The sequence below is a fragment of the Streptomyces sp. NPDC101110 genome (genome assembly GCF_044759525.1).
In the GTDB taxonomy this organism is placed as follows: domain Bacteria; phylum Actinomycetota; class Actinomycetes; order Streptomycetales; family Streptomycetaceae; genus Streptomyces.
Genome location: NZ_JBIVZM010000005.1, coordinates 584,636 through 596,969, shown reverse-complemented (window position 1 = coordinate 596,969; position 12,334 = coordinate 584,636). Strand labels below are relative to the sequence as shown.

10 protein-coding genes are annotated in these 12,334 nt (G+C 71.3%); 7 read left to right on the top strand and 3 right to left on the bottom strand.

Annotated features, from left to right (window positions below; genetic code table 11):
- Positions 1 to 26: 26 nt before the first annotated feature.
- Entirely contained in the window at positions 27 to 290 is a 264-nt protein-coding gene (locus ACIQU3_RS15230) for a WhiB family transcriptional regulator (RefSeq protein WP_010034659.1), read from the bottom strand.
- 660 nt (positions 291 to 950) lie between these two features.
- Here ACIQU3_RS15230 and ACIQU3_RS15225 point away from each other — a divergent pair.
- The 4 genes from ACIQU3_RS15225 to ACIQU3_RS15210 all read left to right on the top strand — a co-directional run bounded on the left by ACIQU3_RS15225 (position 951) and on the right by ACIQU3_RS15210 (position 4,884).
- Complete coding sequence (locus ACIQU3_RS15225) at positions 951 to 1,493, top strand: cysteine dioxygenase (protein ID WP_403733346.1); 543 nt, start codon at positions 951 to 953, stop codon at positions 1,491 to 1,493.
- Between the two features lie 34 nt (positions 1,494 to 1,527).
- Entirely contained in the window at positions 1,528 to 2,487 is a 960-nt protein-coding gene (gene cofD / locus ACIQU3_RS15220; RefSeq protein ID WP_403733343.1) for a 2-phospho-L-lactate transferase, read from the top strand.
- The gene (locus ACIQU3_RS15215; protein ID WP_403733340.1) at positions 2,484 to 3,815 is read left to right on the top strand and encodes a coenzyme F420-0:L-glutamate ligase; all 1,332 of its coding nucleotides are present in this window, start codon (positions 2,484 to 2,486) and stop codon (positions 3,813 to 3,815) included. Before cofD ends, ACIQU3_RS15215 begins: the two co-directional genes overlap by 4 nt.
- 67 nt (positions 3,816 to 3,882) lie before the next feature.
- Complete coding sequence (locus ACIQU3_RS15210) at positions 3,883 to 4,884, top strand: DNA-3-methyladenine glycosylase family protein (protein WP_403925295.1); 1,002 nt, start codon at positions 3,883 to 3,885, stop codon at positions 4,882 to 4,884.
- A 305-nt stretch (positions 4,885 to 5,189) separates the two neighbouring features.
- Here ACIQU3_RS15210 and ACIQU3_RS15205 read toward each other — a convergent pair whose 3' ends face one another.
- Positions 5,190 to 6,272: a sugar phosphate nucleotidyltransferase gene (locus ACIQU3_RS15205; RefSeq protein ID WP_403925293.1), complete on the bottom strand. Its 1,083-nt coding sequence runs from the start codon at positions 6,270 to 6,272 to the stop codon at positions 5,190 to 5,192.
- A 133-nt stretch (positions 6,273 to 6,405) separates the two neighbouring features.
- Positions 6,406 to 7,872 (bottom strand): N-acetylmuramoyl-L-alanine amidase, encoded by a 1,467-nt coding sequence (locus tag ACIQU3_RS15200; protein ID WP_403925290.1) that lies wholly within the window; start codon positions 7,870 to 7,872, stop codon positions 6,406 to 6,408.
- Between the two features lie 150 nt (positions 7,873 to 8,022).
- On the opposite strand from ACIQU3_RS15200, the gene ACIQU3_RS15195 reads away from it, so the two are divergent.
- The 3 genes from ACIQU3_RS15195 to ACIQU3_RS15185 all read left to right on the top strand — a co-directional run bounded on the left by ACIQU3_RS15195 (position 8,023) and on the right by ACIQU3_RS15185 (position 12,221).
- A complete protein-coding gene (locus tag ACIQU3_RS15195) occupies positions 8,023 to 8,793 on the top strand; it encodes a TIGR03089 family protein (protein ID WP_403925287.1) in 771 nt (256 codons plus the stop codon).
- A 228-nt stretch (positions 8,794 to 9,021) separates the two neighbouring features.
- The gene (locus tag ACIQU3_RS15190) at positions 9,022 to 10,236 is read left to right on the top strand and encodes an LCP family protein (RefSeq protein WP_403733321.1); all 1,215 of its coding nucleotides are present in this window, start codon (positions 9,022 to 9,024) and stop codon (positions 10,234 to 10,236) included.
- A 242-nt stretch (positions 10,237 to 10,478) separates the two neighbouring features.
- Complete coding sequence (locus tag ACIQU3_RS15185; RefSeq protein ID WP_403733318.1) at positions 10,479 to 12,221, top strand: LCP family protein; 1,743 nt, start codon at positions 10,479 to 10,481, stop codon at positions 12,219 to 12,221.
- The last annotated feature ends 113 nt before the right edge of the window (positions 12,222 to 12,334 follow it).

The window sequence follows — 12,334 nt, the reverse complement described above, 5'->3', positions numbered from 1 at the left end:
GGCCGTTCACGCAAGGAGGGGCGGGGTCAGACGGCGGCCTTCTTCAGCCGGCGGCGCTCCCGCTCGGACAGACCGCCCCAGATGCCGAATCGCTCGTCGTTGGCGAGGGCGTACTCGAGGCACTCGGAGCGGACCTCACAGGCGAGGCAGACCTTCTTGGCCTCCCTGGTCGAGCCGCCCTTCTCGGGGAAGAAGGACTCGGGGTCGGTCTGGGCGCACAGCGCGCGCTCCTGCCAGCCGAGTTCCTCGTCCGCGTCGTCGACCAGCAGTTGCTGCACCGTCTCGGTCATGTGCGCCCCTCGTCTGTCTTTCGCGTCCCCGTGATCTAGCCGTTACCGATTCCGGCTGAACGACACGAGTGAAATTACAAGTGTGCTGCTCCGGGCGAGTCAAGCCGAGATCTGCTATTGAGCCCCTTATTCACTCTGCGGAACCAAGCCCATGCGGAAAGTGTTCAAATCACCATAAAGCCTGACACACCGACCGAGCCCACGAGGGCTCACACCATCCGCCGGACCCCGCGCAGACCTGTACGGACAAGGACGCCCAGAGGTTCGATCTCGTTCCGACACGCACGTCGAAGCGAAACGGATCACAGTCGGATCACGACTACGCAACGGGGTTTGTGCGCCCGGTTGGACGCCATGTGTCCCGGGCGGGGCATGAACAAACCTTTCATCTGAGCGATCGACCGGATGAGGTGAAACACGTCCCACGTACCGGGTGTCGAGTTGACAGCGAAGGTGTGAACCGATGTCCTTGTGGGCATGCTCGCGAACTTGGCATTCACCTCGACCCGCACCGCCGGGTCCCACGGTGCTGCCCGCGCTCGCTGTAGCTGTCGCTGTTCCAGCTGTTGAGCCACCCCTGCTCCAGCTGAAGGCCGAGCCCCACCCTTCTCTCGGCTCCCGTTCCCTCTGACCTTCTTTCACTGAGGAACCACGCACCCCATGAACAGCGACAGCGACCTCCAGATCGCCGGCGACATCCTCGAAGTCACCCACCTCCTGCAGACCCCGCGCGAGCACCCGGCCACCGTCGCCGAGTTCGTCGGACTGGCCCGCTCCCTCGCCGAGGACCGCTCCCAGTGGGAGCACCTCGTCCGCTACGACGCCACCAGCCGCTGGTACCACCGGCTGCGCACCGGCCCGGGCTACGAGGTGTGGCTGCTGTCCTGGGTCCCCGGGCAGGGCAGCGGGCTGCACGACCACGGCCGCTCCTCCGGAGTGCTGACCGTCCTCGACGGCACGCTGACCGAGCGCACGGAGCGGGGCACACACGCCTTGCGGGCGGGCGCGCAGCGCGTGTTCGCGCCGGGGTACGTACACGAGGTCGTCAACGACGCGCTGGAGCCGGCGGTGAGCCTGCACGTGTACTACCCGGGCCTGACGGAGATGCCGATGCTCCCCCAGTCTCAACTTCGTTCGACCGGGGGGATCCCCGTCTCACAGCACTGCGAGGCCCGGAACGTACCGGGTGTGGTGACTGCCTGACCCGTTGTCGCAGGGGCCTGCGAGACTGGCTCCCATGCGCATTGTGGTTCTGGCAGGCGGCATCGGCGGTGCCCGGTTCCTGCGTGGTCTGAAGCAGGCCGTCCCGGACGCGGACATCACCGTCATCGGCAACACCGGGGACGACATCCACCTCTTCGGGCTGAAGGTCTGCCCGGACCTCGACACGGTGATGTACACGCTCGGTGGCGGCATCAACGAGGAGCAGGGCTGGGGGCGCACCGACGAGACCTTCCACCTCAAGGAGGAGCTCGCGGCGTACGGCGTCGGGCCCGAGTGGTTCGGCCTGGGCGACCGGGACTTCGCCACGCACATAGTGCGGACGCAGATGATCGGCGCCGGGTACCCGCTGAGCGCGGTGACGGAGGCGCTCTGTGACCGCTGGAAGCCGGGCGTGCGGCTCATCCCCATGTCCGACGACCGCGTCGAGACCCATGTGGCCGTCGAGATGGACGGCGAGACCAAGGCGATCCACTTCCAGGAGTACTGGGTACGGCTGCGCGCCTCGGTGCCCGCCCGGGCCGTCGTGCCGGTGGGCGCCGACCAGGCGAAGCCCGCTCCAGGTGTCCTGGAGGCCATCGCCGAGGCGGACGTGATCCTCTTCCCGCCGTCCAACCCGGTCGTGTCGATCGGCACGATCCTCGCCGTGCCCGGCATCCGCGAGGCGATCGCCGACGCCGGAGTGCCGGTGATCGGCCTCTCCCCCATCGTCGGTGACGCGCCCGTGCGGGGCATGGCCGACAAGGTGCTCGCCGCCGTGGGCGTCGAGTCGACCGCCACGGCGGTGGCCGAGCACTACGGCTCGGGCCTGCTGGACGGCTGGCTCGTCGACACGGTCGACGCCGGGGCGGTGGAACGGGTCGAGGCGGCCGGGATCCGCTGCCGGGCCGTGCCGCTGATGATGAGCGACGCCGACGCGACCGCACGGATGGCCCAGGAGGCGCTGGCGCTGGCCGAGGAGGTGCGGGGCGCGTGAGCGGCGAGGTCACCGGCGCGGAGCCGGGTGCCGCCGGGTACCGGGTGTGGGCCCCGGGCGGGCTGCCCGAGATCGCGGCCGGGGACGACCTGGCGAAGCTGATCGCGGCCGCCGAGCCCGGCCTGGCCGACGGGGACGTCCTGCTCGTCACCTCGAAGATCGTGTCCAAGGCGGAGGGCCGGATCGTCCGGGCCGCCGACCGGGACGCCGCGATCGACGCCGAGACGGTCCGGGTGGTGGCCCGGCGCGGCGCCCTGCGGATCGTGGAGAACCGGCAGGGTCTGGTCATGGCCGCGGCCGGGGTCGACGCGTCCAACACCCCCTCCGGGACGGTGCTGTTGCTGCCCGAGGACCCGGACGCCTCCGCCCGCGCCATCCGGGACGGGCTGCGTGACGCCCTCGGCGTGGAGGTCGGGGTCGTGGTCACCGACACGTTCGGACGGCCCTGGCGGGCCGGGCTCACGGACGTCGCGATCGGAGCCGCCGGCGTGCGCGTGCTCGACGATCTGCGCGGTGGCACGGACGCGTACGGCAATCCGCTCAGCGCCACCGTCGTCGCCACCGCCGATGAACTCGCCGCCGCCGGTGACCTGGTCAAGGGCAAGGCCTCGGGGCTGCCCGTCGCCGTGGTGCGCGGGCTCGGGCACCTGGTCGCGCAGGACGACGACGGTGAAGGAGCGCGGGCCATGGTCCGCGGCGCACGCGACGACATGTTCCGCCTCGGCACTTCTGAGGCGGTCCGCCTGGCCGTGACCCAGCGGCGCACGGTCCGGTCCTTCACGGACGAGCCCGTCGACGCGGACGCCGTACGGCGGGCCGTTGCCGCGGCCGTGACCGCCCCGGCCCCGCACCACACGACACCCTGGCGTTTCGTCCTCCTGGAGTCGGAGGAATCGCGGACACGGCTGCTCGACGCCATGCGGGACGCGTGGATCGCCGACCTGCGGCGGGACGGCAAGGGCGAGGAGTCGATCGCCAAGCGGATCCGGCGCGGGGACGTGCTGCGCAACGCGCCCTGCCTCGTCGTCCCGTGCCTGGTCATGGACGGGTCGCACACGTACGGCGACCCGCGCAGGGACTCGGCCGAGCGGGAGATGTTCGTGGTCGCCACCGGTGCCGGCGTGCAGAACTTCCTGGTCGCGCTGGCCGGGGAGCGGCTGGGTTCGGCCTGGGTGTCGTCGACGATGTTCTGCCGGGACGTGGTGCGCGAGGTGCTGGACCTGCCGGCGGACTGGGACCCGATGGGGGCGGTGGCGGTCGGTCACGCGGCCGAGGAACCGCGGCCGCGTCCTGCTCGGGACGCGGGTGCGTTCATAGAGGTGCGGTGACAGGAGCCGGGCGGCGCCTACGCTCGTAGGGCCACTCCACTCCTCACGGATCCAAGGGACGTCATTCATGGCGGGACGGTTCGCTCAGCGACCCACGCGTACCACGGTGCGCGGCGGGCATGTCGCCGTGCCCTCGGGTATGCCCCGGCAGGCGACGGGGCCGGGCCGGGTGCGGGAGTGGGTGCCGGACGGGCCGCTGGACCTCGGCCTGGTGCTCGGCCCGTTGCGGCGCGGGCCCGGCGACCCGACGTTCCGGGCGACACCGGACGGGTCCGTGTGGCGCACCAGTCTCACCCCGGCCGGGCCCGGAACGCTGCGCGTCTGCGCGTACGGCGGCGGGGTGCGCGGCGAGGCCTGGGGGCCCGGGGCGGAGTGGCTGCTGGCGGGGTTGCCGGAGTTGCTCGGGGCGGCGGACGACCCGTCGGCGTTCGTGCCGCGGCACCGGTTGCTGGCGTCGGCCCGGCACCGGCGGCCGGGGTTGCGGCTGACGCGGAGCGGGCTCGTGCTGGAGTCGCTGATCCCGTCGATCCTGGAGCAGAAGGTCACCACCGATGAGGCGTACCGGGCGTGGCGGCTGCTGGTGCGGAAGTTCGGGGAGCCGGCGCCGGGGCCCGCGCCCGCGCGGATGTACGTGATGCCGGACCCGCGGACGTGGGCGCTGATCCCGTCGTGGGAGTGGCACCGGGCCGGGGTCGACAACAAGCGGGCGTCGACGATCCTGCGTGCGGTGCGGGTCGCCGCGCGGCTGGAGCAGGCGGTGGGGATGGAGCCCGGGGCGGCTCGGGCGCGGCTGGAGCTGGTGCCGGGGGTCGGGCCGTGGACCTCCGCGGAGACGGTGCAGCGCAGTCATGGGGCGGCGGACGAGGTGACGGTGGGGGATCTGCATCTGCCCGGGATCGTGGGGTGGGCGCTGGCCGGGGACCGGGATGCGGATGACGCGGTGATGCTGGAGCTGCTGGAGCCGTATGCGGGGCAGCGGCATCGGGCGGCTCGGTTGATCCTGCTGAGCGGGAGGGTGCCGGCGCGGCGGGTGCCGAAGATGCCTCGGTGGGACATCGGGCAGTTGTGAGCGGGGCCGTTGCAAGCGGGCGGGCTTGTGAGCGGGCGGTTTGTCGGCTGTGGGTTTCCCGTACTCGGCATTCGTGCTGGGGGCGGGGGGCTTCGCAGCCCGGCGTAGCGGGGTGCCGCTGCGCCCACCCGTGCCGCCCTTAGCGGCACGCATGCCCGCAGCGGGGGGGGCGAAGAGGGGGGCGGCGCATGTCCGCAGCGGGGGGGCGAAGAGGGGTTGGACCGGTGCATGCCCGCAGCGGGGGGCGAGGAGGGGAGGGGCGGTGCGCCCTGCTCGTGGGCAGCGCGCACGCCTGGCCTGCTCGTCTACTGGTCCGATGAGAAGCGGACCGCTCCTGCGGGGATGCGGGCGTCGCACCATATGCGGGCGCCCTCCAGGAGTTCGTTGTCGGGGCCGATCACCGCACCGTCCCCTATGACCGTGCCGGTGAGGACCGAGCGCCGGCCCACGCGCGCGCGGGTGCCGATCAGGGAGTCGGTGATGACCGCGCCCGGTTCGATGACCGCGCCCGGCAGGATCGTGCTGCCGAAGATCCGCGCGCCCTCGGCGACGAAGGCGCCCTCGCCCACCACCGTGCCGCCGGCCAGCTTCGCGTCGGACGCGACCTGCGCCGTGGGCAGGACCAGGCGGTCGCCGCAGCGGCCGGGGACGGCGGGCGACGGGGCCCGGCCGAGGACCAGGTCCGCCGAGCCCCGTACGAATGCCGCCGGCGTGCCCAGGTCCAGCCAGTACGTGGAGTCGACCATGCCCTGGAGGTGCGCGCCGGCCGAGAGCAGGTCGGGGAAGGTCTCCCGCTCCACCGACACCGGCCTGCCCAGCGGGATCGAGTCGATGACCGAGCGGCGGAAGACGTACGCACCGGCGTTGATCTGGTCGGTGACGATCTCCTCGGGGGTCTGCGGCTTCTCCAGGAACGCCAGGACCCTGCCGGTCTCGTCCGTGGGGACCAGGCCGTAGGCGCGCGGGTCCGTGACCTTGGTCAGGTGCAGGGAGACGTCCGCGCCCGTCGTCTCGTGGGTGTCGACCAGAGCCCTGATGTCCAGGCCCGTCAGGATGTCGCCGTTGAAGATCAGGACCGGGTCGTCGGGGCCGGAGTGGAGCCGGGAGGCCACGTTGCGGATGGCACCGCCCGTGCCGAGCGGCTCCTCCTCCGTGACGTACTCGAGGTGGAGTCCCAGGGCGGAGCCGTCACCGAAGTACGGCTCGAAGACCTCGGCCAGATAGGAGGTGGCCAGGACGATGTGCTCGACACCGGCCGCTCTCGCTCTCGCCAGCTGGTGCGTGAGGAAGGGCACCCCGGCCGCCGGGACCATGGGCTTGGGCGTGTGCACCGTGAGCGGGCGCAGCCGGGTGCCCTTGCCGCCGACCAGGAGGATCGCTTCTGTCACGTGTCGTCTCTGCTTCCTGCCGGGACCGGCCGAACTGTCTTTCGGCCGGTCAGTGTATGCAGACCGTTCCGTGGCGCCTTCGCTGGCCGTGCGGCATTCCGCCCCGCTGCCCCCGGCGGCGGTGAACGTGTACTCAGCGGCCCTGGTACTGGGCCGCCTTGGAGCGGGCCGAGCCGAGCTTCGCGTAGAGCTTCCCGCCGGGGCACTCCGTCAGGAAGCCGTCACGGTGCCCCGAGATCACGTTCATTCGAACCTTCCTGCCTTTGCTGTAGAGGTTGCTGCCGGCCGACTGCAGCGTGGTCTTCTTCGTCGGGTTCATCCCGTACATCCCCAGCTTCCAGGCGCTGAGCCGGGCGACGGCCTTGACGGCGGCCTTCGACGGCTTCTTCGAGCCGTACGACCCGAGGACGGCGATCCCCATGCTGTTGCTGTTGAAACCCAGGGTGTGCGCGCCGAGGACCGGTTTCGCCACGCCCCCGGCGCGGCCCTCGTAGATCTTTCCGCACTTGTCGATGAGGAAGTTGTAGCCGATGTCCCGCCAGCCCATGCTCTTGACGTGGTAGCGGTAGATACTGCGGATGAGTGAGGGGACCTGCGAGCAGCTGTAGTTGTTGCCGCTGGCCGTGTGGTGCACGAAGGCCGCCTTGACCTTCTTCGTGTACCGGAAGCCGCTCTCCCGCAACCCCTCGTCCGCTCCCCAGCCGCGCCGGGTGACGATACCCGGGCGCGGGCCGATGTACGGCTTGGCCTGCCGCTGCTGCTCCGTCAGTTCGTCGGCGCCGGGGGCAGGGTGATCCTGCTCGGTCTCGACGCGGCTCGGTGCCGCGTTCCCGGTGGCGCCGAACGAGGCGAGGCCGCCGATGACGGCGGAAGCCTCGGCGAGGGCGGAGGATTCGGCGCCCACCGCGTCGGCGCCGCGGGGCTCCTCCTCTGCTCCGCGCCGGGTGTCGCCCTCGCCGGGGTCGACGAGTTCGAGGCGGAGGCCCGCGGGCAGCGGGGGCGCGGCGGGCAGGTCGCGGGTGGCGGAGGAGTCGGGGGAACCGGCCTTCGTCCCGTCGGACTCGGAGCTGACGCGGAGTTCCACGCCGTCGGAGTCGCCCACCCACAGCGGTGCGGTCGCGCCGCGGACGCGGTCCGAGGCCCGCTCGGGGGTGTCCCGGTCGGCGGCGTGGTCCGCGTTGTGGGTCTCCACGTCCTGCCAGTGCGACCAGGTGCCGGTGCCGGCGGCGCGGGTGCGGACCTGGACACGGCCGTGCAGTTCGGCGTCGGGGTCGTCCCAGACGACACCGACGAGGGAGAAGTGGCGTACGGCACGGCGGGACAGGCCCTGCTCGGTGGCGGGGGCGGATGGGGTGGCGCGGGTGCGGTCGAGGGGTTCGAGGGGGAGGGACTGGGTGCTGCCGGCCACGTTCGGCTCGGCCGCGCCGCGGGCGGTCGGGGCCGCGGCCCGGGTTCCCGCATGAGGTGCGGGTCTCGCCGTCGCCGCGGCGTCCGTGGCCGGCACCGGTCTCGCCGTCGCCGCGAGGGCGGGAGGGGTGAGGGGGAGGGCCAGAGCGGCCGCACAGGTGACACCGATCGAGGAAGCAAGGAATCCACGCATGCCCCTGATCTTGGACATAGTCGTATAAGTCTGTCCATTTGGGATTTGACGGCCCGTCGGCCCGGATTCGGCCGAACCGGTGGCGGAATCGCGGTGCGGCGGTGGGCGGGCCGTTGGGCGGGGACCTGGGCGCCGCGTACGCTTGCGCCGATGAACGCCACCGACCGCACCCCCGCCGACCTGCTGGGTTCCGCGCTCGCCGCGGATCCGGGACGCCCCCTGGTGACCTTCTACGACGACGCCACGGGCGAACGCGTCGAACTGTCCGTGGCCACCTTCGCCAATTGGGTGGCCAAGACCGCGAACCTCCTCCAGGACGAACTGTCCGTCGAGCCCGGGGACCGGGTGGCGCTGCTGCTGCCCGCGCACTGGCAGACGGCCGTGTGGCTGCTGGCGTGCGCGTCGGTGGGAGTCGTCGCGGACGTGTCGGGGGACATCCGCGCGGCCGACGTCGTGGTGAGCGGGCCGGACCGGCTGGAGGAGGCGCGGGCCTGCTCCGGGACGCGCATCGCGATGGCACTGCGGCCGCTCGGCGGGCGGTTCCCGCAGACGCCCGAGGGTTTCGTCGACTACGCGGTGGAGGTACCGGGGCAGGGCGACCGGTTCGTGCCGTACGCGCCGGTGGATCCCGAGGGGCCCGCGCTGGTCGTGGCCGGGCGGGAGTTCAGCGGGGCCGAGGTGGTCGAGCGGGCCCGGGACGAAGCGGCGGCACTGGGGCTGACCGGGCCCGGGTCGCGGATCCTGTCGGGGCTGCCGTACGACACGTGGGACGGCTTGAACGCCGGGCTGTTCGGGCCTCTGGCCATCGGGGGCTCCGTGGTGCTGTGCCGGCATCTGGAGCAGGCCGGGGACGGGGTGCTGGACAAGCGGGTGGAGAGCGAACGCGTCACGGTGATCGCCCGAGGCACAGCGGGACACTGACACCGGGGCAGTACGAACACGTGCGCCGTCGGCCACAGCCGTTCGGCGCTGGGCCGCACCGGCCGCTCGGTGGCGGTCGGTGTCCGGCCGCACCCGCCGTATTCGTTGCGGCGCCCGGGCCCCTCCCCGTTCGGCCCATCCCCATCCGTCCCCGGCCCTCCATCCGCGCCATGGTCGTAGGAGCAGTGCGCGCGGGGCGTTCCCACGTCAGGAGGGAGGGATGCCGCCGTGGGCTACAGGGTCGGGCCGGGCGCGGGGGCGTCCGCCAGTGGGCGGGGGCTGGTGCGGCGGCGTCGACGGCGATGGGTGCGCATCACGGCGTTCGGGGCCGCGGGTCTCCTCGTGGCGGCCGGCGGGGTCGGCTGGGCCCTCTACGCGAAGCTCAGCGGGAACATCACACGCGACGACGCGGCCGCGGCCGAGCTCGCGCGCTACGACAAGGAGCGGCCCACCTCCCTGGTCAAGGACGCCCGGAACATCCTGCTGATCGGGTCGGACTCGCGGGAGGGGCGTGACAACGCCCGCTACGGGCGGGACTCCGGGACCGAGCGGTCCGACACCACGATCCTGCTGCACCTGTCCGCGGGCCGGGGCAGCGCCACCGCCGTCTCGCTCCCCCGGGACCTCATGGTGAACCTGCCGGGCTGCCGGCGCCCGGACGGGTCCCGCAGCGCGCCCCGGTTCGCGATGTTCAACCAGGCCTTCCAGATCGGCGGTTCGGCCTGCACCATCCGGACCGTGGAGAAGCTGACCGACATCCGCGTCGACCATCACGTCGTCGTCGACTTCCACGGCTTCAAGGAGATGGTCGACGCGGTCGACGGCGTCGAGGTGTGCCTGCGGGAGCCGATCGACGACCGGGCCGCCAAGCTGCGGCTGCCCGCCGGGCGCGTGACGCTGAACGGCGAGCAGGCCCTCGGCTACGTCCGCGCCCGCAAGACCCTCGGCGACGGCAGCGACACCGAGCGGATGGAGCGGCAGCAGCGATTTCTCGGGGCACTGGTCAACAAGGTGCGCAGCAATGACGTCCTGCTGAATCCGGCGAAGCTGTATCCGGTCCTGGACGCCGCCACGTCGTCGCTCACCACCGACCCGGAACTGGCCAGCTTGCGTGGTTTGTACGAACTCGTGCGCGGCCTGCGCGACATCCCCATGGAACAAGTGCAATTCCTGACCGTCCCCCGGGAGTCGTATGCGTACGACGCCAATCGCGACCAACTCGTGGAGCCTGCGGCACAGCGGCTGTTCGAGCGGCTGCGCACGGACTCTCCCCTGGTCGTGGAGGGAAACGGGCCGCGGAATTCGCCCCTGCTGAGGCTCACCGGCACGCGTGACGGGTCGTACGGGGACGCCTATCCGGGCCCTTACCGAGAGCCCGCCGTCACCGTTTCTCCGCCACCGACGTATCGGGGGAACACGGCAGCCGAGGACACCTGCGAGTAAAGCGGGCACCAAGGTCACTCCAAAGCAATGACTCCTCTCCCGAGAAAATGGGCGAATTGCCCAGGTGTAGGGACGTGGAATGGGTCACCGTCGTGGCCCGTCGGCGAAAGGGGCGGTTAGTGTGAGCGATCCGGTGCGCCCGGCTCTGAGGGACGGTCCTGAGGTCGCGCACTGTGTGACCGAGACCCGGGCGCCTTGGAGGGGGAAGGCGCCGCGTCCCCCGACGGAGGAATCAGGCAACCGTGGACGCGCAAGGCCGTGGGCGGGCGGACGACATCGATCCCGCAGACCAGTGGGTGCTCAACCCGGACACCGGCGAATACGAACTGCGACTGGGTACTTCCGCACCGCAGTCGGGCGTCCCCTCACCGCGCAGGCCACGGCCTTCCGAGGCGGCCCCGCTCGCGCGCAGCCGTACGGAGGCGCCGGGCCGGTCACGGCCCGAGACGCCCGGCCGCGCGGTGCCGCCGCCTCGCAGACGACGCGGGGCGCCGGAGGAGCCGCTGCCGGGGCGGCGCGGACGGCGCCCGGCGAAGAAGGCCTCGAAGGGCAAGAAGGTCCTGCTGTGGACCGGCGGGACGATGGCGTTCGTGCTGGTCGCGGGCGCGGGTGCGGCGTACTTCTACATCGAGCACCTCAACGACAACATCGCGTCCGTCTCCGACGACGGCGCGAGCACCGGTGGCTTCAGCAAGGACAAGGCCATCAACATCCTGCTGATCGGCACCGACAAGCGCACCGGCAAGGGCAACGGCAGCTACGGCGACGCGGGCAGTGTCGGGCACGCCGACACGACGATCCTGCTGCACGTCTCCAAGGACCGTTCGAACGCGACCGCGTTGAGCATCCCGCGTGACCTGATCACCGACATCCCGGACTGTCCGACGACGCAGGAGGACGGGTCGCAGAAGGTCATACCCGGCACGCGGCAGGTCCGTTTCAACACCAGCCTCGGCCAGGACGGCCGTACCCCCAGCTGCACGATGCGGACCGTGACCGCGCTGACCGGGGTCAAGCCCGACAACTTCATGGTCGCCGACTTCAACGCGGTCAAGACGCTGACCAGCGCGGTGGGCGGGGTCGAGGTCTGTGTGGGCAAGGACCTCGACGACCCGGACTCGCACCTGAAGCTGTCCAAGGGCATGCACACCATCGAGGGCGAGCAGGCGCTGGCGTTCGTGCGCACCCGGCACGCCGTCGGCTTCGGCGGTGACCTGAGCCGGATCGGGCTGCAGCAGCAGTTCCTGAGCGCGCTGATGCGCAAACTGAAGTCCAACGACACCCTCACCAGTCCGTCGAAGATGCTCGACCTGGCCGAGGCGGGCACGAAGGCGCTGACCGTCGACTCGCAGCTGGACAGCATCGGCAAGCTGAAGGACCTCGGTCTGGAACTGGGCAAGCTCAACACCAAGAACCTGACGTTCACCACCACCCCGGTGATCGACAATCCGACGGAGAAGGTCAAGTCCACCGTCGTGCTGAACGAGTCGACGGCCCCGCAGGTCTTCGAAATGATCAAGAACGACGTCTCCTTCACCGCCGTGAAGGAGAAGAAGAAAAAGGAGGCCGCCGCGGTCGCCGCCCGGCTGAAGGGCGCCAAGGCCCCGGCCTCCGAGGTGCGGGTGCGCATCCTCAACGGCGGTGCCCTCGCCGGCAGCGCCCAGGAGACCCTCAGCTGGCTGCAGAACGACGAGGGCGTGACCCGGTCCGAGAACGCGGGCAACGCACCCGCCTCCCTGGCGAGGACCACCCTTGAGTACGCGCCCGACCAGGCCGACCAGGCCCGCCGCCTCGCGGACATCATGGGGCTGTCCGGATCCGCGATGAAGCCGGGCAAGAGCGTGACCAACTCCCAGGGGCTGCCCGCCATGACGCTGACCCTCGGCAAGGACTTCGAAGGGGCGGGGGTCTCCCTCACCGCACCCACAAAGGCACCGGAGGGGGTGCAGAAGTCCACCGCCGACAAGGTGGAGTGCGCCAAGTGAGGTGACATTTCATCGCGTTCACCGAACTTCCTCCAAACAAATGGGCCGGATTGCCCAGTTGTGAGAACGTGCAATTTCTCACCCACGTCGCTTGACGCCGAAGTGTGCGGATA